We start from the raw sequence: 25,679 nt of genomic DNA, 5'->3' as shown, positions 1-25,679 counted from the left end.
TCAGCGGGTCTGTTCGAGCCAGGATGCGTACAGGCGGCCGTAGATGGAGTCCGGGTCGGCGACCAGCTCGGCGTGCGGGCCGCGCTGCACCACGTGGCCCTTGTCGACGACGATCACCTCGTCGGCGCTCTGCGCGGTCGACAGCCGGTGCGCGATCGCGATCGTCGTGCGCCCGCGGGTGACCGCGTCCAGGGTGCGCTGGAGCCGGACCTCGGTCGCGGGGTCGACGGCGCTGGTGGCCTCGTCGAGGACCAGCAGGTCGGGGTCGGCGACATACGCGCGGGCCAGGGCGACCAGCTGCCGCTCCCCCACGGACAGGGCCTCGCCGCGCTCGCCGACCTGGGTCCGCAGCCCGTCGCTGAGGCCGTCGACCCAGTCGAGCAGGCCCAGCTCGGTGAACGCCAGCTCCAGGTCGACGTCGCTGAGGTCGGGCCGGGCGAAGCGGACGTTGTCGGCGACGGTCGCGTCGAAGAGGAACCCGTCCTGCGGGACCATGACGACCCGCCTGCGCAGCGAGTCGAAGCGGACCTCGGTGAGCGGCACCCCGGACAGCAGGACGCTGCCGGTGGTCGGGTCCATGAGGCGGGTCAGCAGCTTGGCGAACGTGGTCTTGCCGCTGCCGGTCTCGCCGACGACGGCGACGCGGGTGCGGGCCGTCACGGTCAGGTCGACGTCGGTGAGGACCTCGGGGCCGCCCGGATAGGCGAAGTGCACGTGGTCGAACCGGACGTCGACGGCGCCCTCGGGCAGGTCCCGCCCGGCGGCGCCGGGGTCGGCGACGTCGGGCTCGGTCTCGATGATGTCCAGCACGCGGCGCCACCCGGCGATCGCGTTCTGCGCCTCGTTGAGCACCTCGGTCGCGACCTGCACCGGTTGGACGAACAGCGTGGCGAGGAACAGGAACGCGGTGAGCTGCCCGATGCTCAGGTCACCGTCGACGCCGAGCACGGTGCCGACGACGATGACGCTGGCGAGCGCCAGGCCCGCCGCGAACTCGCCGAAGCTCATGCTCACGACGTTGTTGGTCTGGGCCCGGAACTGCGCGCGGCGGCTGCGGTCGATGGCGGTGTCGAGCCGCTCGGCGGTGCGGCGCTGCACGCCGTAGGCCCGCACGACGGGGGCGCCGACGACGCTCTCCGCGATCGCGCCGAGCATCACGCCGATGCTCTCGCGCACGTCGAGGTACAGGACGCTGAGCCGGCGCTGGAAGTGCCGCACGACGAAGACCAGCGGCGCGAACGCGGCGATCACGACCAGGGTCAGCTGCCACGAGTAGAAGCACATGACGGCGGTGGTGACCACCAGCTGCCCGAGGCTGACCAGGAAGATGAGCCCGCCGAACTGCAGGAACTGGCTGATCTGGTCGACGTCGCCGGTGACCCGGGAGACCAGCGCGCCGCGCCGCTCCGACTGCTGGTGCAGCATCGACAGGTTGTGGATGTGCCGGAACGTGCGGGTGCGCACGCCGGCAAGGGCGGTCTCGCTGACCGTGAACAGCCGCACGTTCATCATGGCGGCGCTGAACATCGTCAGGAGCAGCACCCCGGCGGTGACCGCCACGATCGTGGTGAGCACGCCGACGTCGGGGCCGCCGGGCGCGCGCAGCCCCTTGTCGATGCCCTGCTGGATGGCGACCGGGACGGCGACCCGCCCGGCGGTGGCGAGCACGGCGAGCCCGAGGGTGCCGGCCAGCCCGGTGAACAGCTCCGGGGACAGGCGCAGCCCGCGCCGCAGGACGCCCGCCTTCACCGGCTCAGCCACATCGACCGTGCTCACGCCGCCACCTCCGCTGCGCTCCGGCGCCGGCCCGAGCCCCGCCCCGCGCCGCCGACTCGCAGCCCACCGCCGCGCTGTGTCCCGCTCACGCCGCCACCTCCGCCGCACACCAGGACGCTCATGCGGTCACGCTCTCCTCGTCGTCGAACACGTGCTCGCGCTCCTTCTCGGCCTCGGCCTTCTCGTACGCGGTGACCAGGTCGGCGTAGCCGGGGACGGTGGCGAGCAGGTCGGCGTGGGTGCCGCGGGCGGCGACCCTACCCCGCTCCAGGTAGACGACCTCGTCGGCGAGGGCGATGGTGGCCCGCCGGTACGCCACGACGAGGATCGAGGCCTGCCGGTCGTCGTCGCGGCGCAGCGCGGCGAGGATCGCCGCCTCCACCCGCGGGTCGACGGCGCTGGTCGCGTCGTCGAGCACCAGCAGCCGCGGCGCGCCGGCCAGGGCCCGGGCGATGGTGAGCCGCTGCCGCTGCCCGCCGGACAGTGACGTGCCCCGCTCACCCACCTTGGTGTCGAGCCCGTCGGCGAGCTGCCCGACGAACCCGTCGGCCTGCGCCAGCCGCAGCGCCGCCCAGGCGGCCTCGTCGTCGACGGGCCGGCCCGCAGCGGTGCTCCGGTCGAGGGTCACGTTGCCCCGCACCGTGTCGTCGAAGATGAACGGCACCTGCGCGACCAGGGCGACCGTGCCGACGAGCGCCTCCTGGGTCAGCTCGCGGGCGTCGACGCCGTCGAGGCGCACGGTGCCGGTGTGCGGGTCGACGAGCCGGGCGGCGAGCGCGGCGACCGTCGACTTGCCGGACCCGGTCGAGCCGACGAGGGCGACGGTGCGCCCGGCCGGCACGTCGAACGTGACCCCGCTGAGCACGTCGCCGCCGCGGCGGCCCTCGGCGTCGGTGTAGGCGAAGTGGACGTCGTCGAAGCGCAGCGCGGCCGGCTTGTGCACCTCCGGCAGCGTGGTCCCGCCATAGGCCATGTCGCCCTCGGCGTCCAGCACGCGCCGGATCCGCTCCCAGCCCACGACGCTGCGCGGCAGCTCGGCGAGGACCCAGCCGATCGCCCGGACGGGGAACGCGAGGACCGTGAACAGGAACGCGGCGCTGACCACCTCGGACACCGCGACCGCGCCCTGCTGGAAACGCAGCCCGCCGACGACCAGCACGGCGAGGGTGCCGACGCTGGGCAGCGCGTCGAGCACCGGGTCGAAGACGGCCCGGACCCGGCCGACCTGGATCGTGGCGTCGCGCAGCTCGACGGTCCTGGCGGAGAACCGCTCGGTCTCGGCCGCCTCCCGGCCCATCGTCTTGACCACCAGGGCGCCGTCGAAGCTCTCGTGCGCGACCGCGCTCACCTCGGCCCGCAGCTGCTGGGACTTCGCGACCCTGGGCGCCATCCGGCGCGAGTAGGCGACGTTGACGGTCAGCAGGGTGGGGAAGACGGCGACACCGACCAGCGCCAGGGCCCAGTCGGTGGCGAACAGCGAGGCGATCGCGGCGACGAGCATGACCACGGTGCCGACCGCCATCGGGAACGGCGCGATCGGATACCACGCGGACTCCACGTCGGCGTTGGCGTTGGACAGCAGCGTGCCGGTCGCGTGCCGCTGGTGCCACTCCAGGGGCAGCCGCAGATACCGCCGGGTGACGGCCTGCCGGTAGCGCGCCTGGAGGCGGAACTGCATGGCGCCGGCGCCGAGCCGCCGGCCGAAGATGCCGAGGATCTTGCCGAGGCTGACCGCCAGGATCGCGGCGCCGCCGAGCAGCAGCGAACCGGTGGTGACGTGGCGCTCGTCGATGGCGGGCAGGGCGATCTCGCCGACCACCCAGCCGGAGACGAACGCCGTGGCGATCGTGAGCAGGCTGAAGACCACGCTGCCGACGACCGAGATGGCGAACATGTGAGGCTCGTCACGGACGGCCCGGCCGAGCACCCACAGCCCCTTGAGGAGCACCTTGCCGCTGGTCACATCCGCCCTCCGTCGCGTCCGGCCGGTAAGTCGCCCCAGCCGTGTGCAACCTTACCGACGAGGTACGACAGAATCCGGCTCCGGCGGAACCCGGCTAGCGTTACGTACATGACTTCCTTCGCGCGGGCCGAGCGCCTGGCGCTCGCCGACACCCTCCTCGCGGCCGGTCCGGACGCGCCGACGCTCTGCGACGGCTGGACGACCCGTGACCTCGCCGCGCACCTGGTGCTGCGCGAGCGCCGGCCCGACGCCGCGGCCGGCATCCTGCTCAAGGCGGCCGCCGGGCACACCGCGAAGGTCCAGGCCGGCCTGGCCGCCGGCGACTACGCGGCGCTCGTCGGCAAGGTCCGCACGCCGCCGTTCTGGGTCCGCCCCGGCTTCGCCGAGGAGGCGGTCAACCTCGTCGAGTTCCTCGTCCACCACGAGGACGTGCGCCGGGCCACGCCCGGCTGGAGCGCGCGGACCCTCGACCCGGCGTACGAGCGGGCCGTCGCCGGCCGGCTCAGGCAGTCGGCCCGGCTGGCCGCCCGCCGGTTCCCGGCCGCGGTCACGGTCGAGCCGGAGCAGGGCACCCCGTTCACGGTCGGCGCGGGTGGCGAGGCGCTGGTGGTACACGGGAAGCCGGCGGAGCTGCTGATGTTCTTCACGGGGCGGCAGGGCGTCGCGGACGTCGCCGTGACCGGTCCGGCCGCGCTCGCCGAGCGCCTCAGGACGGCACGCCTGGGACTCTGACGCTGGGTCTCAAATCTGGTTCCAGTCAAGGAGAACTACGTTTCGATTTCGGGTCTAGCCGGTAACGCGACCGACCCTTTACCCTCCAGTAACCGACGGGACGTGATGCCAGTCACCGCGACGTCCACGCCAGCCTCGGAGGCCTCCCCCATGACCAAGCGGCTCGAACTGCCCTACCGCTCGATCCCGGACATGTTCCTGCACCGCGTGGCCGAGACCCCGGACAAGCGGGCGTTCGGCAAGCCGGCCGCCGACGACGCCGGCGACCCGGTCTGGCTGACCTGGCGTGAGGTCGACGAGCACGCCCGCGCGATCGGCGCCGGCCTCACCACGCTCGGCGTGCGCCCCGAGGACCGCGTCGGCATCCTGGCCAACACCCGGCTCGACTGGATCCTCGCCGACCTCGGCATCATGCTCGCCGGCGCGGCCACCACGACGGTCTACCCGACGACCGAGCCCGAGGACGCCGTGTACATCGTCGCGGACTCCGGCTCGAAGGTGCTCTTCGCCGAGAACGCCGCCCAGGCCGCCAAGCTCGACGGCGCCGACCTGCCCGACCTCGTCGCGATCGTGCTCATCGACGGCGAGCCCGGCGGCGGCGAGCGCACGAGGACCCTGTCGCTCGCCCAGCTGGAGGCGGCCGGGCGCGAGGCGCTCGCGCAGGACCCCGAGCTGATCGAGCGGATCGTCGCCGGCATCACCGGCGACCAGCTCGCCACCCTGATCTACACCTCCGGCACGACCGGCCGGCCCAAGGGCGTCGAGCTGATGCACCGCGGCTGGGTCTGGCAGGGCTACACCCAGGTCGACATGGGCCTGCTGACCCCCGACGACCTGCAGTACCTGTGGCTGCCGCTGTCGCACTCGTTCGGCAAGACCCTGCTGTGCGGCATCGTGTACGTCGGGCTGCCCACGTACGTCGACGGCCGCGTCGACAAGCTCATCGACAACCTCGGCAAGATCCAGCCGACGATCATGTGCGCCGCGCCCCGCGTCTTCGAGAAGGTCTACAACCGGGTCGTCACCGGCGCCCAGGCCGACGGCGGCGCCAAGCTGAAGATCTTCACCTGGGCGCTCAAGGTGGGCAAGCAGGCCTCGGCCGAGCGCCTCGCCGGCCGGCAGCCCGGCGGCCTGCTCAAGCTCCAGGCCGGCGTCGCCGACAAGCTGGTCTTCAGCAAGCTGCGCGCCCGCCTCGGCGGCCGGATGCGGGCCATGGTGTCCGGCTCGGCGCCGCTGTCGAAGGAGATCGGCGAGTTCTTCTTCGCCGCCGGCCTGCCGATCCTGGAGGGCTACGGCCTGACCGAGACGTCGGCCGGCTCGTTCGTCAACCGCGAGGCCGGTCCCCGCATCGGCACTGTCGGGCAGGCCCTCGGCGACCTGGAGGCCAAGCTCGACACCGACGGTGAGGTCCTGCTCAAGGGCACCCCGATCATGCGCGGCTACCACAACCTGCCGGACGAGACCGCCGCCGCGTTCACCGAGGACGGCTGGTTCCGCACCGGTGACATCGGCGAGTTCGACGCCGACGGCTACCTGCGCATCACCGACCGCAAGAAGGACCTGATCAAGACCTCCGGCGGCAAGTACGTCGCGCCGAGCCACATCGAGGGCCTGTTCAAGTCGGTGTGCCCGTACACCTCGCAGTGCGTCGTCGTGGGCCAGGCCCGCAACTACGTCACGATGCTCGTCACCCTCGACCCCGACGCCATCAAGGGCTGGGCCGACGGCACTCCCCTCGCCGGCCGGTCCTACGACGAGATCGCCGGCTCACCCGAGGCGAACGCCCTGGTCGAGGGCTACGTCAAGGAGCTCAACACCAAGCTCAACCGCTGGGAGACGGTGAAGAAGTTCACCATCCTCAGCCGCGACCTGTCCATCGAGGACGGCGAGCTCACGCCGTCGCTCAAGGTCAAGCGCCGCGTGGTCGAGAAGTCCTTCGCCTCGGACATCGACCGCATGTACGCGGGGTCGCTCGCCGAACTCTGATCACACCCCACAGTGTCATGGCCTCCGGGAACCGCCATCCCGGGGGCCATGACGCTTTTTCCGTCTTTTTCCTGCTCAGGTCCGTCGTGGGCACGACCGCCGCTCCCGTCAGCCACCGGTCGGCCGCGAACGGCCTCCCTGCCAGGTCCGCGTGCAGTCACGCGGACACGACCTGCGGTCGTGGACAGGCCCGCGGCCGTGGACGGCCGCGACGCGGCCTGGCGGCCGCGGACAACCCCCGCGGGCCGGGCCGGTCGGCGGCCGGGCGACGCCGAGACCCGACCTTGGAAGGTTTGACACGCCAGGAGGTGTCAAAGTATCCCAGGTCAAGACGTCGGGCTCAGGCCACCACGACCGGGGAGGACCAGGCGTGCCGGCGCGGGCGGTCCAGGTCGGCGCGGGCCGCGGCCAGGCGGTGGACCGCCTCGACCAGGTCGGCCTCCGGCAGCGTGTACGGCAGCCGCATGAACCGCTCCATGGTCCCGTCCGCGCCGAAGCGGGGCCCCGGCGCGACCCGCACCCCGAGCTCCTCCGCCGCCCTGGCCAGGGCGCTGGACACGGGCGCGTCGAGCTCGGCCCACAGCACCATGCCGCCGCCCGGCAGCACGAACCGCCAGTCCGGCAGCTCGGCGCGCAGCGCGGCGGCGAGGGTGTCGCGGCGGGCGAGCAGCTGCCGGCGGCGGGCGGTGACGATCGCGTCGCGGCGGCGCAGCAGCTGCACGGCGACGAGCTGGTCGAGCACCGGCGAGGCCATGTCGACCCCGACCCGGGCCGCGGCGAGCCGCGCGATCAGCGGCGCCGCGCCGCGCACCCAGCCGATGCGCAGGCCGCCCCAGTACGGCTTGCTCATGCCGCCGATCGTGAGCACCCGGGCGCTGCGGTCGAACGCGGCGACCGACGGCGGCATCGCGACGTCGTCGAGGGCGAGGTCGACGAACGACTCGTCGATGATCAGGTCGGTGCCGGCGGCGTGCGCGGCGGAGGGCAGCCGCTCCCGCAGCGCCGTCTGCATGAGGTGGCCGGTCGGGTTGTGGAAGTCCGGGATGAGGTACGCGACCCGCGCCTGCGCCGCCCGGACCGTGGACAGCAGCAGATCCTCGTCCCAGCCCTCGGGTCCGATCGCGTACGCGCTGACCCGGGCCCGGCTGGCGGTGAACGCGCTCAGCGCGTTCGGGTACGTGGGCGTCTCGACGAGGGCCCGCTGCCCGGGCGCGACGAGCAGGCGCAGCAGCAGGTCGAGCGCCTGCTGGACGCCGCCGGTGACCATCACCTGGTCCGGGTCGGTCGGCAGCCCCCGCTCGGTGTAGCAGTCGGCGATCGCCTCGCGCAGCACCGGCAGGCCCATCGGCTGGTAGCCGGCGCCGAGCGTGTACGGGGCGAGATCGGCGACCGCCTCGGTCGCGGCCTCGGCGAGCTCGGCGGGGGCGGGCATCGCGGCGCAGCCGAGGTCGATGAGGTCGGCGTCGTCGCTGGGCGTCCACAGCCCGGACGTGCCGACGCGGTGGCCGGCGGGCAGCGCGGTCCAGCTGCCGGCGCCGCGGCGGCTGCTGAGGTGGCCGCTGTCGCGCAGCTCACGGTAGGCGGCGGTGACCGTCGTCCGGCTGATGCCGAGCGCGGCGGCGAGCTCCCGCTCCGCGGGCAGCCGCACCCCGAGCGCCAGCCGGCCGTCGATGAGCAGGCCACGCACGGCGGTGGCGAGCACCACGTACTCCGGGCGGCGGCCGGCGGGGCCACGCACGCCGACGGCGACCTGCCAGGCGTTGAGCATGCGGGCCAGTTGTGCCCCGCGGACGATCGCGGACAAGGCCAGTCCCCTTCAATTGGCTCTTTCTGCGGGATTGATTGGCCCTAGGGTGGCATGCATGACCCCCGCAGGCAAGACCAGTACCATGCCACTGCGCCACCGTTTCGGCCGCCGGTTCGTCCAGCTGCAGGTGGGTCTGTTCCTGTACGGCGTGAGCCTCGCCCTGCTCGTCCGGGCGCACCTGGGCCTCGACCCGTGGGACGTGTTCCAGCAGGGCATCTCGATGCGGACCGGGCTGAGCTTCGGCACCGTGGTCGCCGCCGTCGGCGCGCTGGTGCTGCTGCTGTGGATCCCGCTGCGCCAGCGGCCGGGCCTGGGCACGGTCAGCAACGTCCTGGTCATCGGCGCCGTCGCCGACCTCACGCTGCGCGTCGTGCCCGACGCGCAGGCGTGGTGGCTGCGCGGCGCGCTCATGGTCGCCGGCGTGGTGCTCAACGCGGTCGCGACCGGCATGTACATCGGCGCGCGGCTGGGGCCCGGCCCGCGCGACGGGCTGATGACCGGCCTGTCGGAGCGCTTCTCCTGGCTGTCCATCCGGGTCGCGCGGACCTCCATCGAGGTGACCGTCCTCGCCGCGGGGTTCCTGCTCGGCGGCTCGGTCGGGGTCGCGACGGTGCTGTACGCGTTCGGCATCGGCCCCCTCACGCAGCTGTTCCTGCCGTGGTTCGAGGTGCGGGCTCCCCGCCCGGCGACGGCGGCACCGGCGCTGGCCTGACCCGCGCGGCGCCGAGCAGCACACCGCCGAGGATCGCCGCCCCGCCGGCGGCGTCGTACCAGTGGATCCGCTCACCGAGCAGCAGCGCCGCGGAGACGATGGCGAACACCGGCGCCAGCGCCGCGAACGGGGCCACCGTGGCCGCGTCGTAGCGGGCGATGAGCCGGCCCCACACCCCGAAGCCGAACAGGGTGCTGAGGTAGGCGATGTACGCGATCGCGCCGACCGCCGTGAGGTCCAGCCCGGCCACGGTGTGCCAGACCTCCGCCGGCCCGTCGACGGCGAGGCTCAGCAGCAGCAGCGGCGGGGTCGCCACGGCGCTCACCCACACCATGAAGTTGAGCATGTCGGTCGCCTGCGCCTTGCGCATCGCGATGTTCGCCAGCCCCCAGGCGGCGCCCGCCGCGATCACCAGCAGGAACGCGCCGACCGGCCGGTCCAGGCCCAGCTGCGAGGCGATCAGCACGATCCCGGCGCCGGACAGCGCCACCCCGGCGAGGCGGCGCGGGCCCGGCCGGTCGCGCAGCAGCACCACCGCGAACACCAGCGTGAAGACGACCTGGCTCTGCAGGACCAGCGCCGACAGTCCGGACGGCAGCCCGGCGGCCATCCCGGCGAACAGCAGCGAGAACTTCACCACGCCGAGCGCGACCCCGGTCGCGATCACCCACCGCCACGGCACCTTCGGCCGCCCGACCAGCAGCACCGCCGGCAGCGCGGCCACCCCGAAGCGCAGCGCGCAGAACAGCAGCGGCGACATGCTGTCCAGGCCGACATGGATGACCACGAAGTTCACGCCCCAGATGGCCGAGACCAGGATCGCCAGGGCGACGTCACGATGCTTCATGGCACCGATCGTGTGCCGGTACAACCGTGAAGCACCATCGAAAGGTGCTACATCATCGTTGTAGCATCACTTCATGCTTGACCTGCCCCGCCTGCAGGCGCTGCGGGCCGTGGCCACGTTCGGCACGGTCACGGCCGCCGCGGGAGCGCTGCACTGCACCCCGTCGGCGATCTCGCAGCACCTCGCGAAGCTCGAGCGTGAGACGAGGAGCACCCTCGTGGAGAAGGACGGCCGCCGGCTGCGGCTGACCGAGGCCGGCCGGGTCCTGGTCGAGCACGCCGGACGGATCCTCGCCGTCGTCGAGGAGGCCGAGGCCGCGCTCGTCGCGCACCGGGAGACGGTGTCCGGGCAGCTGAGCATCGCCTCGTTCCCCACCGCGTGCCGGGGGCTGCTGCCGCACGCCCTGCGCAGCCTCGCCGTCGACCACCCGCGGCTGGAGCCGACCCTGCAGGAGGGCGACCGGCAGGGCGCGTTCGACGGCATCCTGCGCGGCACCGTCGACGTCGCCGTCATCGACGAGTGGCTCGACCTGCCGGCCGACTACCCGGTGGGGTTGGCCAGCCTCGAGCTCGGCCTCGACGTCGGCGACCTGATCCTGCCGGTCGACCACCCCCTCGCCGCCCAGTCGGGCCCGGTCCGCCTCGACGACCTGCGCGGCGAGCGCTGGATCGCCTCGAAGCCCGGCACCGTCTGCCACGACTGGCTGCACCGCATGCTGCCCGGCGTGCGCCCCACGATCCTCGTCAACGAGTTCGAGACCCAGCTGACGTTCGTCGCCGAACGACTCGGCATCGCCTTCGTCCCGCGGCTGGCCCGCAGCACCCTCCCGCCCGGCGTCGTGGCCCGCCCCATCACCCCCGAGGCCGCCCGCCGCGTCAGCGTCGTCTGGCGCGCCGCCGCCGGCGGCCGCCCGGCCATCGGCGCGACCGTCGCCGCCCTGCGCGAGGCGTGGTCACACCGCGACCACGGCGCCGCCGAACTGTCCATTCACGTCGTATAATCCCAGCTCAAAGCATGTTTACCGGATTAAACGCTCATTCACTCATTCATTTCTGCGAGTTTCTGCGGCGCCCCTTACATTGATGTCATGGCCATCTTCGGACGCACCCGCACAGCCACCGGCGCAGGCGTCCTGGCGACGCTGCTGCTCGTACTGCTCTTCGGCAACCAGATCTTCTCGGAATGGGCCGACCGCCACGCCGACACCAAGACCGTGTGGGGTTGGTTCCTCAACCTGCTCACCTGGCCACGCTGGTGGCTCGTCCCCCGCGACGACTCGGGCAACGCCGCCCGCGAGCTGCTCGCCAACGACCTCAAGGCCCTCCTGCTGATCCTGTTCACCGCCCTGATCCTCGCGATCGCCGGCCGCTCCATCGTCACCGGCGGCGGCGCGTTCATCCTGGGCTGGGCGTCGCTGATCTTCGGCGCCGCGCTGGCCGCCTTCGCCACCGACTTCATCACCGCCAACCCGACCCTGCTCAGCGCGTTCGCCGCGGCCGCGGCCGCCGCCGGCTACGGCCTGTTCGTGGGCTGGCTGGTCGGTATCGCCGTCACCACCGGCAAACGCGGCGACTGAACCGCTCCCGCCAGCTCCGCCGGCTCTTCCGGCGCCGCCGGCTCCACGTTGCGCGCCTTCCCACCTCGACCGACCGGCGCCCCACTCCTCCTGGGGCGCCGTTTCCCCGAGGACGCTCAGACACGATCACCGTTTCGAGCGTGCCGGAGTGCGCAAAACGGCGATCGCATGACACGCGGGCCCAGGGTGGGCGCCGGGGTGGAGCTGGGTCAGGATGGCCGGCACGCCGGCCGGCGCGCTGTTCCACTCGCCTTCCCCGCGCCGTGCCGGCTCCCAGGCACCGCCCGACGACGTCGACCCGGCCGCCGCGGCAGCCCAGCCGCGTCAGCCCGGCCGCCTCAGCCCGGCCGCCTCAGCCCGGCCGCCTCAGCCCAGCCGCCTCAACCCAGCCGCCTCAACCCAACCGCCTCAACCCAACCGCCTCAACCCAACCGCCTCAACCCAACCGCCTCAACCCAACCGCCTCAACCCAACCGGCGTCAGCGCAGCCGACGTCAGCGCAGCTGGAGTGCGTAAAACGGCGATCGCATGAGACGACGGGCCAGAGTTGGCGCCAGGGTGGCACGGGGTCAGGACGGTCGGCACCGCCAGCCGACCCGCTGTCCCCCTCGCCTCTCCCGCGCCGCGCCGTCTCCCAGGCCCCGACGACGTCGACCCGGCCGCCGCCTCAGCCCAGCCGCGTCAACCCAGCGGCATTAACCCGGGCCGTTCAGCCCAGCGGCGTCAGCCCAGCCGCCCCCACCCAGCCCAGCTCGCGGCGGCCCAGCGGCGTCAGCCCATCCGCCCCAACCCGGCCGCCCCCTACAGCCGCCCCCAGCCAGCCGCCTCAACCCAGCGCACAACCCATCGGCGTCGCCGGGCGCGGCGGCAAGGCGCCCGTATCCACAGGGCCGGAGCGGGTCAGCGCCCGACCCGGCGCACTCCCGCGAACGGGGTGGCCGAGATCAGCGGACAGGGTGGCCGGCCTCGCGCAGCGACGTCTTCACCTCACCGATCGACAGGTCGCCGAAATGGAACACACTCGCGGCGAGGACCGCGTCCGCGCCCGAGGCGACCGCCGGAGCGAAGTGCTCGACCGCGCCGGCGCCGCCGCTGGCGATGACCGGGATGGTCACGACCGCGCGGACGGCCTTGATGAGCTCCAGGTCGAACCCGTCCTTGGTGCCGTCGGCGTCCATCGAGTTGAGCAGGATCTCGCCGGCGCCGAGCTCGGCGACCCGGGCCGCCCACTCGACCGCGTCGAGGCCCGCGCCGCGGCGGCCGCCGTGGGTGGTGACCTCGAAGCCGCTCGGCTGGCCGGCCGCGCGGCGCACGTCGAGGGACAGGGTCAGCACCTGGTTGCCGAAGCGCTCGGCGATCTCGGCGATCAGCTCGGGCCGGGCGATCGCGGCGGTGTTGACGCCGACCTTGTCCGCGCCGGCGCGCAGCAGCGTGTCCACGTCGGACACGGCGCGCACGCCGCCGCCGACGGTCAGCGGGATGAACACCGTCTCGGCGGTGCGGCGCACCACGTCGAGCATCGTGGCCCGGCCGTCGGAGGAGGCGGTCACGTCGAGGAAGACCAGTTCGTCGGCGCCGGCGGCGTCGTACGCGGCGCCGAGCTCGACGGGGTCACCGGCGTCGCGGAGGTTGACGAAGTTGACCCCCTTGACGACCCGGCCCGCGTCGACGTCCAGGCACGGGATCACCCGCACGGCGACGCTCATGACGCCGACTCCTCCAGGACCCGGAGGGCCTCGGTCACGTCGAACGCGCCCGCGTACAGGGCCTTGCCGACGATGACGCCCTCGACGCCGGCCGGCTCCAGGGCGGCGAGCTGGCGCAGGTCGTCGAGCTTCGACACGCCGCCGCTGGCGATGACCGGCTTCTTCGTGCGGCCGGTGACCTCCAGCAGCAGGGTCAGGTTCGGGCCGGTGAGGGTGCCGTCGCGCATGACGTCGGTGACCACGTACCGCGCGCAACCGGCCCGCTCGAGCCGGTCCAGCACCTCGAACAGGTCGCCGCCCTCCTTGGTCCAGCCGCGCGCGGCGAGCTGGTGGCCGCGCACGTCGAGCCCGACCGCGACCTGGTCGCCGTAGGTGGCGCAGACGTGGTCGCACCACTCGGGGTTCTCCAGGGCGGCGGTGCCGAGGTTGACCCGGGTCGCCCCGGTCGACAGGGCCGCCCGCAGCGACGCCTCGTCGCGGATGCCGCCGGACAGCTCCACCTGGACGTCGAGCCGGCGCACGACGTCGGCGAGCAGCTCGGCGTTGGAGCCCCGGCCGAACGCGGCGTCGAGGTCGACGAGGTGGATCCACTCGGCGCCCTGCCGCTGCCAGGCCAGGGCGGCCTCGAGGGGGTCGCCGTACGTGGTCTCGCTGCCGGCGGCGCCCTGGACGAGACGGACCGCCTGGCCGTCGGCGACGTCGACGGCGGGCAGAAGCTGCAGGGCCATGGTTCCAGTTCCTTCGGTCAGGTGCGGCGGTCGACGCCAGAGGTCGTGATCAACGGTCGGGATGAGCGGTCGAGAAGGTCAGATGCGCCGGTCCAGGACGAGCACGGTGAGCGCCGGCGTGGCGACGAGGACGAGGGCACTGAGCCCGATCCGCGCCGCGACGGACTCGACGAGCAGCCAGATGAGCAGCAGTGCCAGCAGGACGAGCAGGACGATGACGGAGCGCTGGCCGCGGGAGCGGCGGGCGAAGAGCTTCCCGGTGCGGCCGACCTTCACCTTCGGCACCAGCCGGCGGAGCGCGGCCCGGCGCTGGCGGCGCTGCTCGGCCTTGCGCAGGCGTTGCGCCCGCTCGGCCTCCAGCACCGCCCGTCGCCGGGCGCGTTCCTTAGACAAGGCTGCCGAGCCAGTTGGCCAGCAGCGTCGCGCCGGCGTCGCCGGACTTCTCCGGGTGGAACTGGGTGGCGCGCAGCACGTCGGACTCGAACGCCGCGACGAACGGCTCGCCGTGCACCGTGGTCGCGACGCTGATACCGGCGGCCCGCTGGGCCTCGACGGGGGTCGGCGCGTAGGAGTGCACGAAGTAGAACCGGGTGTCGGCGGGCAGCCCGGCGCCCAGGACGGTGTCCGCGGGCCAGTCCACCGTGTTCCAGCCCATGTGCGGCACGACCGGGGCGTGCAGGACGGTGACCGCGCCGGGGGCCAGGCCGAGGCCCTTGGTGACGACGCCGTGCTCCTCGCCCTCGTCGAAGAGGACCTGCATGCCGACGCAGATGCCGAGGACCGGCGCGCCGGTGCGGACCCGCTCGGCGATGGTCGGGCCCGCGCCGAGCTCGTCGATGCCGGCCATGCAGGCCGCATACGCGCCGACGCCCGGCACGACGAGACCGTCGGCCCGGGCCGCCTTGTCCAGGTCGGACGTGACCTCGACGTCGGCGCCGACCCTGGCCAGGGCCCGCTCGGCGGAGCGCAGGTTACCGGAGCCGTAGTCGAGGATGACCACCTTCTTCATGGCGTCCCCTTCACAGCCAGAGCAGGCCGCCGGCCGCGGCGACCGCGGCGAGCAGCAGGGTGATGACGAACGGCGCCTTGGACGTGCTCTGCTTGCGCAGCGACAGCGCGCCGCCGAGCAGCAGTCCGGCGAGGGCGAGCAGGAGGATGCTCACAGGGCACCCTTGGTGCTCGGCACGACCCCCGCGTTGCGCGGGTCGAGCGCGCACGCCTGGCGCAGGGCCCGGGCGACCGCCTTGAACTGCGCCTCCACGATGTGGTGGGCGTCGGGCTGGGCGCCGTGGCGGCCGGCGCGCAGGATGCTGACGTGCAGCGTCACCTTGGCCGAGTGCGCGAAGGACTCCCAGATGTGGCGGGTCAGGCTGGTCGGGTAGTTGCCGCCGATGTGCGGGGCGATGTTGGCCGGCTCGTCGTGGACCATGTACGGCCGGCCGGACAGGTCGACGACGGCGGAGGCGAGCACCTCGTCGAGCGGGACCTGGGCGTTGCCATACCGCGTGACGCCGGCCTTGTCGCCCAGCGCCTCGGCGAACGCGGCGCCGAGCGCGAGCGCGGTGTCCTCGACGGTGTGGTGCGCGTCGATCTCGAGGTCGCCGACGGTGTGCACGCGCAGGTCGAACCCGCCGTGCTTGGCGATCTGGTTGAGCATGTGGTCGTAGAAGCCGACCCCGGTGGAGATCTCACCGACCCCGGTGCCGTCCAGGTCGAGCTCCACGGAGACCTTGGTCTCCTTGGTGACCCGCTCGATCTTCGCGGTGCGGCTCACAGCAACTCCTCCAGTGCATTCAGGAACGCGTCGGTCTCCTCGGGCGTGCCGGCGGTGACCCGCAACCAGCCGGGGACGCCGACGTCGCGGATCAGCACGCCGCGGTCGAGCATCGCCTGCCAGACCCCCTTGCTGTCGTCGCGGGGCGCGGCGAACAGCACGAAGTTGGCGTCGCTGTCGGCGACCCGCAGGCCCCAGCCGCGCAGCGTCGCGACGATCCGGTCGCGCTGGGCCTTCACCGCGTCGACGGTCGACAGCAGCGCGGCGGTGTGCGCGAGCGCGGCCCGCGCGGCGGCCTGGGTCAGCGCCGAGAGGTGGTACGGCAGACGCACCAGCTGCACCGCGTCGACGACGGCGGGGTCGGCGGCGAGGTAGCCGACCCGCCCGCCGGCGAGCGCGAACGCCTTGCTCATCGTGCGGGTGACCACGAGCCGCGGGAACCGCTCGATCAGCGACAGCGCGAACGGCGTGCCCGGCCGGGCGAACTCCGCATACGCCTCGTCGACGATCACCATCCCGTCGGCGGCCTCGGCGACGGCCCGCACCACGTCGAGGGGCAGGGCGGTGCCGGTCGGGTTGTTGGGCGAGCAGAGGATGACCACGTCGGGCCGGTGCTCGCGGACCTTCGCCACGGCGTGCTCCGCGGTCAGCGCGAAGTCCTCGTCGCGCCGCCCGTCGACCCACGCGGTGCCGGTGCCTGCGGCGAGCAGCGGGTGCATCGAATACGACGGGGTGAACCCGAGCGCGGTGCGGCCGGGCCCGCCGAACGTCTGCAGCAGCTGCTGCTGGATCTCGTTGGAGCCGTTGGCCGCCCACACGTTGCGCCAGGTCAGCCCGTGCTGCAGGTAGGCGGCGAGGTCGGTGCGCAGCGCGACGGCGTCGCGGTCCGGGTAGCGGTTGAGGTCGCGCAGGACCGCGCCGAGCGCCTTCTCCATCTCCGCCACGGCCTCGTCGGGCAGCGGGTAGGAATTCTCGTTGGTGTTGAGCCGCACGGCCACGTCGAGCTGCGGCGCGCCATACGGCGTGAGGCCGCGCAGCTCGTCGCGCAGCGGCAGGTCGGACAGGGACGTCACTGGGTGAACCTCACCTTCACGGCGGCGCCGTGCGCCGGCAGGTCCTCGGCCTCGGACAGGGCGACCACGTGGTCGGCGACCTCGGCGAGGGCGTCGCGACCGTATTCGATGAGCTGCACGCCCCGCAGGAACGTCTGCGTCGACAGCCCCGAGGAGTGCCGGGCGCAGCCGCCGGTGGGCAGCACGTGGTTGGAGCCGGCGCAGTAGTCGCCGAGCGACACCGGCGACCAGGCCCCGACGAAGATGGCGCCCGCGTTCCACACGCGCTCGGCGACGGCCCGCGCGTCGCGGGTCTGGATCTCCAGGTGCTCGGCACCGTACGCGTCGACCACCCGCAGGCCCTGCTCCAGGTCGTCGACGATGACCGTCGCGGACTGGGTGCCGGTGAGCGCCTCGGTGACCCGCTGCACGTGCTTGGTCGCCGCGACCTGCCGGGCGACCTCCTGCTCGACCGCCTCGACGAGCTCCAGCGACGGCGTGACGAGCACGCTCGCGGCGAGCGGGTCGTGCTCGGCCTGGCTGATCAGGTCGGCGGCGACGTGCCGCGGGTCGGCGGTGTCGTCGGCGAGGATGGCGATCTCGGTCGGCCCGGCCTCGGCGTCGATGCCGACGACGCCGCGCAGCAGCCGCTTCGCGGCGGTCACCCAGATGTTGCCCGGGCCGGTGATCATGTCGACCGGCTCGCAGCCCTCCTGGTCGCCGTAGCCGAACATGGCGACCGCCTGGGCCCCGCCGACCGCATAGACCTCGTCGACGCCGAGCAGCGCGCACGCGGCCAGGATGTTGACATTGGGCAGGCCGGTGTCCTTCTGCGGCGGGCTGGTGACCGCGATCGACGGCACCCCCGCGACCTGGGCGGGCACCACGTTCATGATCACGCTGGACGGATATACGGCGAGGCCGCCGGGCACGTAGAGCCCCACCCGGCGCACCGGGACCCACCGCTGGGTGACGGTGCCGCTGGTGCTCAGCAGCGTCGTGACCTCGGTGCGCCGCTGGTCGCCGTGGACCTTGCGGGCCCGCTTGATGGACTCCAGCAGTGCGGCGCGCACCGCGGGGTCGAGGCCGGCCTCGGCCGCGGCGATCGCCTCGGCGGGCACCCGCAGGTCGGTCAGCTCCACCCCGTCGAGCCGGCGGGTGGCGTCACGGACCGCGCTCGCCCCATGCTCGCGGATCGCCTCGACGATCGGGCGCACCTGCTCGGTGGCGACGGAGACATCCAGGGCGGCACGGGGCAGCAGACGGCGCGGATCCGTGGTGGAGCCGCGCAGGTCGATCCGGTTCAGCACCCTTGGGAGTCTAGGCGGAACCACCGACAATTATTCCGGCGCGTCCCGCTGTGCGGGCTGTCGGGATTGCGCCCAGCGCCAGTTCAGCTCGGCCGCGCCGGGCGGCGGCCCGGGCAGCGCGGCGGTGTCGCGGCGCCGCATCCCGTCCAGCATCAGGGCCAGGTGGCGGCGGCGCAGCTCCGCGGTGCGGTCGCGGTCCGGCACGCGGATCGCCGCGCACGCCTCGAGGATCAGCGTGACGTCCGCCACCACGACGTCCGGCCGCAGCGACCCGTCCTCGTGCGCCCTTGCGACGAGGTCGGCCGCGAGGTCACCGGCCCGCACGGCGTCGGCGTGCATCTGCGGGGTCGGGGCGAACGTGCCCGCCAGGTGCACGGTGAGGGAGTGCACGTCCGCGTCGACGACCCCGCGCAGGAACCGGACCAGCGCGGCCCACCCGTCGGGCTCCCCGGCGGCGCCCTCCGCCTCGGCGATGTAGGTGCGCAGACCGTCGTGGCACAGCGTGCGCAGCAGCTCGTCCTTGCCCTTGTACCGCCGGTACAGCGCGCTGATCCCGACCCCGGCCCGTTCCGCCACGGCGGCGATCGGCGCCTTCGGGTCCTCCAGGAACACGTCGCGCGCGGCGGCCAGGATCACGCCGTCGTTGCGGGCCGCCTGCACGCGCCGCCCGGACAGGTTCGTCGTCATGCCGTCAGCGTACCCCAGGACTGGAACGGACCATTCCGGTCTGCTACTGTCGGAAGCGGAACGAAGCATTCCGTTCAAACTGGAGGAACCATGATCCGCTCGTACACCGTGGACGTCCCGCAGACCGCGATCGACGATCTGCACGCGAGGCTGCGCGACACCCTGTGGCCCGACGAGCTGCCCGGCGTCGGCGACAGCTACGGCGTGCCCGTGGACCGCGTCCGCGCCCTCACCGAGCACTGGCTGGAGCGGTTCGACTGGCGGGCCGTCGAGGCGCGGATCAACCGGCACCCGCAGTTCGTCACCGAGATCGACGGCGAGAACATCCACTTCCTGCATGTGCGCTCGCCGCGCGAGGACGCCGTGCCGCTGATCCTCACCCACGGCTGGCCCGGCTCGATCATCGAGTACCTCGACGTCATCGAGCCCCTGTCGCGGGACTTCCACCTGGTCATCCCGTCACTGCCCGGCTTCGGGTTCTCCGGCCCGACCCGCAGCCGCGGCTGGAACCGGCACCGCACCGCCCGCGCCTGGAACGAGCTGATGCGCCGTCTCGGCTACGACCGCTTCGGCGCCGTCGGCAACGACGCCGGCTCGATGATCGCGCCCGAGCAGGGCCGCAACGCCCCGGACCGGGTGATCGGCGTGCACGTCACGCAGCTGTTCTCGTTCCCCAGCGGCGACCCGGCCGAGTTCGCCGCCCTCGACGAGACCGGCCACGCGGCCCTGGCGAAGCTGCAGTGGTTCTACGACAACCTCATGTCGTTCAACATCCTGCACAGCCAGCAGCCGCAGACCCTCGCGTTCGCGCTCGCCGACTCACCTGCCGGGCTGCTCGCCTGGAACGCGCAGCTCTTCGGCGCCGACCTCGACGCCGATTTCATCCTCGCCAACGTCGCCGTCTACTGGTTCACCCGCACCGCCGCATCGGCGATCCGGTTCTACTACGAGGACGCGCACACCGACGAGACCGTCAGCGGCCCCACGACCGTGCCGACCGGCCTGGCGATGTTCGCCGGGGACTTCCAGTCCATCCGCCCGTTCGCCGAGCGCGACCACTCCCGCATCGTGCGCTGGCGCTCCTACGACCCCGGTCTCCCCCGCCCGGAAGGCCGCGACGCCGGCGGCCACTACGCCGCGCACCAGGCCACCGACCTGCTCGTCAACGACATCCGCGAATTCTTCGCCGAGCTGAGGTGAACGGCGTCGTGCCGGAATCCGGCCCGGCTCGGTTAGGCTTCGCCCCGTGGAGGAAGCGAACGAAACCGAGCGGACCCTCCTGCCGCTGTTCCCTCTGGGCACCGTGCTGTTCCCGGGGCTGGTCCTGCCCCTGCACGTGTTCGAGCCCCGCTACCGCACGCTCGTGCAGCACCTGGCCGAGCTGCCCGCCAGCCTGCCCCGCGAGTTCGGCGTGATCGCGATCCGCCGCGGCTGGGAGGTCGGCCGCGTCGACGGCGAGCAGGGCGAGACCACCGACGCCTCGATCACCGCCGGGGAGTCCCTGTCGCTGTACGAGGTCGGCTGCGCCGCCGAGATCCGCCAGCTCACGGAGCTGCCCGACGGCCGGTTCGACCTGATGACCGTCGGCCGCCGCCGTTTCCGGCTGCTCGGCCTGGCCCGCAACGACGCCCCGTACCTGACCGGCGAGATCGAGTGGCTCCCCGAGCCGAAGGGCGAGCCGGACCGCGAGGAGGAGCTGGCCGCCGGTGTGCTCGCGGCGTTCCAGCAGTACCTGAAGGCGGTCCGCAGCGACGACGACGGCGACGGCGAGCAGCTGCCCGACGACCCGACGGTGCTGTCGCACCTGGTCGCGGCGACCGCGTCGCTGACCCTGGAGGACCGGCAGTCGCTGCTCGCCGAGCCCGACACGACCAGCCGCCTCAAGGCCGAGCGCGCCATGCTGCGCCGCGAGGCCGCCCTGCTCGGCCAGGTGCGGGCGGTCCCGGTCGCCCTGTCCGACCTCGCCGTGCCCTCCAGCCCCAACTGACCCGGCGGGCACCTGCGCCGCCGGGCCGAGCCGGTCACGGCGCCCGCCACTCCTCGGAGGCGGCCGGCGACGCGGGGCCGGGCGACGCGGAACCGGGCGAGGCGACACCCGGCGACGACGGGGGACCCGCCGGCGACGCGGGACCCGGCGGTGACGCGGGACCCGGCGGTGACGCGGGAGACGGCGACGCGGGGCCGGCGTGCTCCGCGGTGGCGCCGCCGTCGAAGGTGGCAGGGCCGCCCTCCGCGGACGGCCCCGACCCCGGCTTGTGCAGGTCGACGAGCCCGGACGGCGGCTGCTGCCCGACCGGCTGACCGCTCACCGGCCCGCCGCCGGGCAGATCGGCCGCCGGGCCGCCCTCGGGCCAGGACCCGGCGCCCGGCCACGGGCCGGCACCGGCCGGGCCGTAGGCGGGCGGCTGCTGGGCGGGGTCACCGTACGGGTACCCGGCATACGCGGGGTGGTACGCGGGATCGAACGGCGGCATCGGGTCCGGGTCGTAGGTGAGCGTGGGCGAGGCGTGGAAGCCGGCGAGGCCCGTGTAGACGACCGCGGCCGCGATCGCCTGGATGAGCAGCGAGCCCCGCACCCAGGGGATGGCACCGTACAGCAGGCCCGCCTCGCCGGCGCGGACCTTCGCCGGACGGAGGATGCGGGTGTCCACCGGGGCGTGCTCGACCAGGTCGAGATAGTGCGCGTAGCCGACCTTGTTGCCGAGCCAGGCGGCGAGGGCCGCGCCGGCCGCGGAGCCGACGACCAGGCCGGCGAGGACGATCGGGCCACGGTAGCGGCGCAGGACGATCCAGGCGACGACCGCCAGGAGGATGCCGGCCACCACCCCGATGATCATGAACCAGCCGTCGTCGGCGAAGTAGCCCTCGGGCTCACCGTCGACCGGGTACGGGCCGTACGGCGTCTGCACCAGCTCGACCTTCGGCGCCACCCACGACCACAGCAGCCCGATCGGCGCCCCGAACGCGGCGACCACCACGGCGACGACCAGCCCGAAGAGGACCTCCAGGCCCGGTGACCGGCGCCGCGGCAGCGACGGCTTGGGCAGCTCCGGCTGGTCGATCGGCTCGATCGGGGCGATGCTCACCATCCCATCCTGCCAGGCGCCGCCCCCGTGCCCCGACCCGTGCCACCGCCCGGCGCGGCCGGCGCCGGGGCCGGGATGGCCGTGGCCGGTGCGGCCGCCGGGACCGGCCGGGTCGCCGGGTGCGCCACGGTCGCGAGGGGTGCCGCCGCGGTCGGCGGGGCGTGCAGGCGGGCCGGCGCCGGCGGCGAGCCGGGCAGCGCCGGGACGCCGCCCGGCGGCAGGGGCACCGCAGCCGGGCCGAGCAGCGCCGCCAGCTCCGCGAGGAGCCCGGCCGACACCGTCACGCACTGCGGGCCGATCCCGAGCAGGGTCCGCCGCTCGCCGTTGACCAGCTGGACCTGCACCTCCGTGTCGCCGGGGTGCCGGGCGACGACCTCACGCAGCCGCGTCACCAGCGGCGTGGTGCACCGCTGCGGCTCCAGCGAGAGCACCAGCGCCCCGCCCACCCCCGCCGAACCCGCCACCGGCGGACCCGACGACGAACCCGACGACGAACCCGACGACGAGCCCGACGACGAACCCGACGACGAACCCGACGACGAACCCGACGACGAACCCGACGACGAACCCGACGACGAACCCGACGTCGAGCCCGGTGGCAGGTCCGGCGACGCCGCGGAAACGTCAGGCGGCGCGTCACCGGACGGCGGCGGCGTCACCGTCAGGTCCGGCAGCCCCAGGTCGCTCGCCATCAGGCGGGGCGCCTCCTCGCGGCGGTCGACCCGACCCCGCACCGCCACCACCGCGTCCTCGGTGACGTGCTCCCCGACCTGCTCATACGTGTTGGGGAAGAACATGACCTCGACCGAGCCGTCCAGGTCCTCCAGGGTCGCCGACGCCCACGGCCGGCCCTGCCGGGTGACCCGCCGCTGCACGCCGGACAGGATCCCGGCGAGGGTCACGGTCGCCCCGTCGGGCACGGCGTCCTCGTCGGCGAGCGCGGCCACGGACCGGTCGGCGGCCCGCCGCAGCACCGGCTCCAGGCCCCGCAGCGGGTGGTCGGAGACATACAGGCCGAGCATCTCCCGCTCGAAGGCGAGCCGCTCCGCCTTGCCCCACTCGATCGCCGGGATCGGCGGTGACGCGTGGATCGCGGCGTGCCCGCCGAAGAGGTCGAACTGCCCGATGGCCTCGTTGCGCTTGGTCGTCATGACCGCCTCGACCGCGTCGGCGTGCACGGCGAGCAGGCCGCGGCGGGTGTGGCCGAGCGAGTCGAACGCGCCCGCCTTGATCAGCGACTCGATCGTCTTCTTGTTGCACACGACCTGGTCGACCTTGGCGAGGAAGTCGTAGAAGTCGCGATACGGCCGGGCCCGCACGATCGCCGCGACGACCGCCGGCCCGACGTTGCGCACGGCGCTGAGCCCGAAGCGGACGTCGGCGCCGACGGCGGAGAAGCGGCCCTGGGAGGCGTTGACGTCGGGCGGCAGGACCCTGATCCCCATGCGCCGGCACTCGGCGAGGTAGAACGCGGAGCGGTCCTTGTCGCCGCCGGTCGAGGTGAGCAGCCCGCTCATGTACTCGGCCGGATAGTTGGCCTTCAGGTAGGCCGTCCAGTAGGCGACGAGCCCGTAGGCCGCGCTGTGCGCCTTGTTGAACGCGTAGTCGGAGAACGGCACGAGCAGGTCCCACAGGGTCCGGATCGCGTCGGCGGAGTAGCCGCGCTCGCGCATCCCCGCCGAGAACGGCGCGAACTCCCGGTCGAGGATCTCCTTCTTCTTCTTGCCCATGGCGCGGCGCAGCAGGTCGGCGGCGCCGAGGGAGTAGCCGGCGACGCGCTGCGCGATCGCCATGACCTGCTCCTGGTAGACGATCAGGCCGTAGGTGTCGCCGAGGATGTCCGCGAGGGGCTCGGCCAGCTCGGGGTGGATCGGCGTGACGGGACGCCGGCCGTTCTTGCGGTCGGCGTATTCGTTGTGCGCGTTGGCCCCCATCGGACCCGGCCGGTAGAGCGCGCCGACGGCGGAGATGTCGGCGAACGTGTCCGGCGCCATCGAGCGCAGCAGCGCGCGGACCGGGCCGCCGTCGAACTGGAAGACGCCGATCGTGTCGCCGCGCGACAGCAGCGCATAGGTCGCCGGGTCGTCCAGCGGCACGTCCTCGACGGCGAGGTCGACGCCCCGGTTCTGCCGGATCGCCTCGAGCGCGTCGTCGAGGACGGTGAGGTTGCGCAGGCCGAGCAGGTCCATCTTGAGCAGGCCGATGTCCTCGCAGGCGCCCATGTCCCACTGGGTGATGATCGCGCCGTCCTGCTCGCGGCGCTGGATCGGCAGGACGTCCAGCAGCGGCTCGCGGGACAGGATGACCCCGGCGGCGTGCACACCCCACTGCCGTTTGAGGCCTTCGAGGCCCCGGGCGGTGTCCACGACGGTGCGGACCTCGGGCTCGGCCTCATACAGCCGGCGCAGCTCGGCGGCCTCCGGGTAGCGCGGGTGGGCGGGGTCGAAGGCGCCGCTGAGCGGCATGTCGCGGCCCAGCACCGGCGGCGGCACCACCTTGGTGATCCGCTCACCGACGGAGAACGGCAGGCCGAGCACCCGCGCCGAGTCCTTGATCGCGGCCTTGGCCTTGATCGTGCCGAACGTGATGATCTGCGAGACCCGGTCCTCGCCATAGCGCTCGGTGGCATAGCGGATGACCTCGCCGCGGCGGCGCTCGTCGAAGTCCATGTCGATGTCGGGCATGCTGACCCGCTCGGGGTTGAGGAACCGCTCGAAGAGCAGCCCGTGCCGCAACGGGTCGAGCTGGGTGATGTCGAGGGCGTAGGCGATGAGGGCGCCGGCGGCGGAGCCGCGGCCGGGGCCGACCCGGATCCCGGACCGGCGGGCGTAGGCGACCAGGTCGGCGACGACGAGGAAGTAGCCCGGATAGCCCATGCTGCTGATCACGGACAGCTCGTAGTCGGCCTGCCGGGCGTGCTGCGCCGGCACCCCGGCCGGGAACCGCCGGGCCAAACCCCGCATGACCTCGGTGCGCAGCCACGAGTCCTCGGTCTCGCCGTCGGGCACCGGGAACCGGGGCATCAGGTCCCGGTGGGCGAACACGGCGTCGTAGGACCCGACCCGCTCGGCGATGGCGAGCGTGGCGTCGCACGCGCCGGGGACCTCGGCGTCCCACAGCGCGCGCATCTCCTCAGCCGATTTGAGGTAGAAGTCGCGGGCGTCGAACTTGAACCGCTTCGGGTCGGCGAGGGTCGTCGCGGACTGCACGCACAGCAGCACCTCGTGGGCGTCGGCGTCGCCGGGGTGCGTGTAGTGCAGGTCGTTGGTCGCGACCGGGGTCAGCCCGAGCCGCTTGCCGAGCCGCAGCAGGTCCCGCCGGACGCGGGTCTCGATGCCCAGGCCGTGGTCCATCAGCTCCAGATACAGGTTGCCGGGGCCGAAGATGTCGCGCAGCTCGGCCGCCGCGGCGCAGGCCCGCTCGAAGTCGCCGATGCGCAGCCACGTCTGCACCTCGCCCGAGGGGCAGCCGGTGGTGGCGACGACCCCCTCCGAGCACTCGGCCAGCAGCTCCCGGTCGGCGCGGGGCTTGTAGAAATAGCCCTCGATGCTGGAACGCGACGACAGGCGGAAGAGATTGCGCAGGCCGGAGGCGTCGGCGGCGAGCAGCGTCAGGTGCGTGTAGGCACCGCCGCCGGACACGTCGTCCTCGCCGCCGGCCGCCCAGCGGACCCGGGTGCGGTCGCCGCGGTGGGTGCCGGGCGTCAGGTAGGCCTCGATGCCGAGGATCGGCTTGACCCCCGCGGCGGCGGCCTGCCGGTGGAAGTCGTAGGCGCCGAACATGTTGCCGTGGTCGGTCATGGCGAGCGCGGGCTGGCCGAGCGCGGCCGCCGACGCGAACAGCGAGCCCAGCCTGGCGGCCCCGTCCAGCATCGAATACTCGGTGTGCACGTGCAGATGTGCGAACGACTCCCCCACGTCGCAGAACCTATCCCCGG

22 protein-coding genes are annotated in these 25,679 nt (G+C 73.4%); 7 read left to right on the top strand and 15 right to left on the bottom strand.

The window, feature by feature from the left end; genetic code table 11:
* Positions 1-1,776 carry an ABC transporter ATP-binding protein gene (locus OP18_RS00340; protein ID WP_052386014.1) on the bottom strand — a complete coding sequence of 592 codons (1,776 nt, stop codon included), beginning with the start codon at positions 1,774-1,776 and terminating at the stop codon, positions 1-3.
* A 118-nt stretch (positions 1,777-1,894) separates the two neighbouring features.
* Positions 1,895-3,724: an ABC transporter ATP-binding protein gene (locus OP18_RS00335; protein WP_245635222.1), complete on the bottom strand. Its 1,830-nt coding sequence runs from the start codon at positions 3,722-3,724 to the stop codon at positions 1,895-1,897.
* A 123-nt stretch (positions 3,725-3,847) separates the two neighbouring features.
* Between OP18_RS00335 and OP18_RS00330 the strand changes: the two genes are divergently transcribed.
* Complete coding sequence (locus OP18_RS00330; RefSeq protein ID WP_033356621.1) at positions 3,848-4,471, top strand: TIGR03085 family metal-binding protein; 624 nt, start codon at positions 3,848-3,850, stop codon at positions 4,469-4,471.
* Between the two features lie 150 nt (positions 4,472-4,621).
* Positions 4,622-6,457: an AMP-dependent synthetase/ligase gene (locus OP18_RS00325; RefSeq protein WP_033356620.1), complete on the top strand. Its 1,836-nt coding sequence runs from the start codon at positions 4,622-4,624 to the stop codon at positions 6,455-6,457.
* A 340-nt stretch (positions 6,458-6,797) separates the two neighbouring features.
* Here OP18_RS00325 and yczR read toward each other — a convergent pair whose 3' ends face one another.
* Positions 6,798-8,261 carry a MocR-like transcription factor YczR gene (yczR, locus tag OP18_RS00320; RefSeq protein ID WP_033356619.1) on the bottom strand — a complete coding sequence of 488 codons (1,464 nt, stop codon included), beginning with the start codon at positions 8,259-8,261 and terminating at the stop codon, positions 6,798-6,800.
* A gap of 58 nt (positions 8,262-8,319) precedes the next feature.
* Here yczR and yczE point away from each other — a divergent pair, with 58 nt between their 5' ends.
* Entirely contained in the window at positions 8,320-8,976 is a 657-nt protein-coding gene (gene yczE / locus OP18_RS00315; protein WP_156089204.1) for a membrane protein YczE, read from the top strand.
* On the opposite strand, the gene OP18_RS00310 is transcribed toward yczE, so the two are convergent.
* Positions 8,903-9,823, bottom strand: coding sequence for an EamA family transporter (locus tag OP18_RS00310; protein ID WP_033356925.1), 921 nt, complete (start codon positions 9,821-9,823; stop codon positions 8,903-8,905). The genes yczE and OP18_RS00310 overlap by 74 nt on opposite strands.
* Before the next feature lie 73 nt (positions 9,824-9,896).
* Here OP18_RS00310 and OP18_RS00305 point away from each other — a divergent pair, with 73 nt between their 5' ends.
* Together OP18_RS00305 and OP18_RS00300 are read left to right on the top strand one after the other, a co-directional pair.
* Positions 9,897-10,823 carry a LysR family transcriptional regulator gene (locus OP18_RS00305; protein ID WP_052386013.1) on the top strand — a complete coding sequence of 309 codons (927 nt, stop codon included), beginning with the start codon at positions 9,897-9,899 and terminating at the stop codon, positions 10,821-10,823.
* Between the two features lie 87 nt (positions 10,824-10,910).
* Entirely contained in the window at positions 10,911-11,399 is a 489-nt protein-coding gene (locus tag OP18_RS00300) for a hypothetical protein (RefSeq protein ID WP_033356617.1), read from the top strand.
* 944 nt (positions 11,400-12,343) lie between these two features.
* Here OP18_RS00300 and hisF read toward each other — a convergent pair.
* The 9 genes from hisF to OP18_RS00260 all read right to left on the bottom strand — a co-directional run bounded on the left by hisF (position 12,344) and on the right by OP18_RS00260 (position 18,656).
* Positions 12,344-13,105 carry an imidazole glycerol phosphate synthase subunit HisF gene (gene hisF, locus OP18_RS00295; RefSeq protein WP_033356615.1) on the bottom strand — a complete coding sequence of 254 codons (762 nt, stop codon included), beginning with the start codon at positions 13,103-13,105 and terminating at the stop codon, positions 12,344-12,346.
* Positions 13,102-13,833 carry a bifunctional 1-(5-phosphoribosyl)-5-((5-phosphoribosylamino)methylideneamino)imidazole-4-carboxamide isomerase/phosphoribosylanthranilate isomerase PriA gene (gene priA, locus OP18_RS00290; protein ID WP_033356613.1) on the bottom strand — a complete coding sequence of 244 codons (732 nt, stop codon included), beginning with the start codon at positions 13,831-13,833 and terminating at the stop codon, positions 13,102-13,104. The genes hisF and priA overlap by 4 nt, the downstream gene beginning before the upstream one ends.
* 78 nt (positions 13,834-13,911) lie before the next feature.
* The gene (locus tag OP18_RS00285) at positions 13,912-14,226 is read right to left on the bottom strand and encodes a hypothetical protein (protein WP_033356611.1); all 315 of its coding nucleotides are present in this window, start codon (positions 14,224-14,226) and stop codon (positions 13,912-13,914) included.
* Positions 14,219-14,842, bottom strand: coding sequence for an imidazole glycerol phosphate synthase subunit HisH (hisH, locus tag OP18_RS00280; protein ID WP_033356609.1), 624 nt, complete (start codon positions 14,840-14,842; stop codon positions 14,219-14,221). The genes OP18_RS00285 and hisH overlap by 8 nt, the downstream gene beginning before the upstream one ends.
* A gap of 10 nt (positions 14,843-14,852) precedes the next feature.
* Entirely contained in the window at positions 14,853-14,996 is a 144-nt protein-coding gene (locus OP18_RS59070) for a hypothetical protein (RefSeq protein ID WP_169788936.1), read from the bottom strand.
* Complete coding sequence (gene hisB / locus OP18_RS00275) at positions 14,993-15,607, bottom strand: imidazoleglycerol-phosphate dehydratase HisB (protein WP_033356607.1); 615 nt, start codon at positions 15,605-15,607, stop codon at positions 14,993-14,995. The genes OP18_RS59070 and hisB overlap by 4 nt, the downstream gene beginning before the upstream one ends.
* The gene (locus OP18_RS00270) at positions 15,604-16,680 is read right to left on the bottom strand and encodes a histidinol-phosphate transaminase (RefSeq protein ID WP_033356606.1); all 1,077 of its coding nucleotides are present in this window, start codon (positions 16,678-16,680) and stop codon (positions 15,604-15,606) included. The genes hisB and OP18_RS00270 overlap by 4 nt, the downstream gene beginning before the upstream one ends.
* Entirely contained in the window at positions 16,677-17,969 is a 1,293-nt protein-coding gene (gene hisD / locus OP18_RS00265; RefSeq protein ID WP_033356605.1) for a histidinol dehydrogenase, read from the bottom strand. Before hisD ends, OP18_RS00270 begins: the two co-directional genes overlap by 4 nt.
* 30 nt (positions 17,970-17,999) lie before the next feature.
* Complete coding sequence (locus OP18_RS00260; RefSeq protein WP_052386012.1) at positions 18,000-18,656, bottom strand: TetR/AcrR family transcriptional regulator; 657 nt, start codon at positions 18,654-18,656, stop codon at positions 18,000-18,002.
* Between the two features lie 90 nt (positions 18,657-18,746).
* Between OP18_RS00260 and OP18_RS00255 the strand changes: the two genes are divergently transcribed.
* Both OP18_RS00255 and OP18_RS00250 read left to right on the top strand, forming a co-directional pair.
* On the top strand, positions 18,747-19,856 hold the full coding sequence (locus tag OP18_RS00255) for an epoxide hydrolase family protein (RefSeq protein WP_033356604.1): 1,110 nt from the start codon (positions 18,747-18,749) through the stop codon (positions 19,854-19,856).
* 46 nt (positions 19,857-19,902) lie between these two features.
* Positions 19,903-20,643: an LON peptidase substrate-binding domain-containing protein gene (locus OP18_RS00250; protein ID WP_245635206.1), complete on the top strand. Its 741-nt coding sequence runs from the start codon at positions 19,903-19,905 to the stop codon at positions 20,641-20,643.
* A 34-nt stretch (positions 20,644-20,677) separates the two neighbouring features.
* Here the strand turns inward: OP18_RS00250 and OP18_RS51860 are convergent, their stop codons facing one another.
* Together OP18_RS51860 and dnaE are read right to left on the bottom strand one after the other, a co-directional pair.
* Positions 20,678-21,742, bottom strand: a complete 1,065-nt coding sequence (locus tag OP18_RS51860) for a DUF2567 domain-containing protein (protein ID WP_052386011.1) — start codon at positions 21,740-21,742, stop codon at positions 20,678-20,680.
* Entirely contained in the window at positions 21,739-25,659 is a 3,921-nt protein-coding gene (gene dnaE / locus OP18_RS00240; protein WP_081970111.1) for a DNA polymerase III subunit alpha, read from the bottom strand. The genes OP18_RS51860 and dnaE overlap by 4 nt, the downstream gene beginning before the upstream one ends.
* Positions 25,660-25,679: the final 20 nt, after the last annotated feature.

The organism is Dactylosporangium aurantiacum (genome assembly GCF_000716715.1).
Classification (GTDB): domain Bacteria; phylum Actinomycetota; class Actinomycetes; order Mycobacteriales; family Micromonosporaceae; genus Dactylosporangium; species Dactylosporangium aurantiacum.
Note: the sequence above shows the minus strand (reverse complement) of the source record. Positions and strands in the feature narration are given on the sequence as shown.

Coding starts and splice junctions, on each gene's coding strand:
- OP18_RS00305 (WP_052386013.1), top strand. CDS start 9,897: ATGCTTGACCTGCCCCGCCTGCAGGCGCTGCGGGCCGTGGCCACGTTC.
- OP18_RS00325 (WP_033356620.1), top strand. CDS start 4,622: ATGACCAAGCGGCTCGAACTGCCCTACCGCTCGATCCCGGACATGTTC.
- hisF (WP_033356615.1), bottom strand. CDS start 13,105: ATGAGCGTCGCCGTGCGGGTGATCCCGTGCCTGGACGTCGACGCGGGC.
- hisH (WP_033356609.1), bottom strand. CDS start 14,842: ATGAAGAAGGTGGTCATCCTCGACTACGGCTCCGGTAACCTGCGCTCC.
- priA (WP_033356613.1), bottom strand. CDS start 13,833: ATGGCCCTGCAGCTTCTGCCCGCCGTCGACGTCGCCGACGGCCAGGCG.
- yczE (WP_156089204.1), top strand. CDS start 8,320: ATGACCCCCGCAGGCAAGACCAGTACCATGCCACTGCGCCACCGTTTC.
- OP18_RS00255 (WP_033356604.1), top strand. CDS start 18,747: ATGATCCGCTCGTACACCGTGGACGTCCCGCAGACCGCGATCGACGAT.
- OP18_RS00330 (WP_033356621.1), top strand. CDS start 3,848: ATGACTTCCTTCGCGCGGGCCGAGCGCCTGGCGCTCGCCGACACCCTC.
- OP18_RS00310 (WP_033356925.1), bottom strand. CDS start 9,823: ATGAAGCATCGTGACGTCGCCCTGGCGATCCTGGTCTCGGCCATCTGG.
- OP18_RS00300 (WP_033356617.1), top strand. CDS start 10,911: ATGGCCATCTTCGGACGCACCCGCACAGCCACCGGCGCAGGCGTCCTG.
- OP18_RS00260 (WP_052386012.1), bottom strand. CDS start 18,656: ATGACGACGAACCTGTCCGGGCGGCGCGTGCAGGCGGCCCGCAACGAC.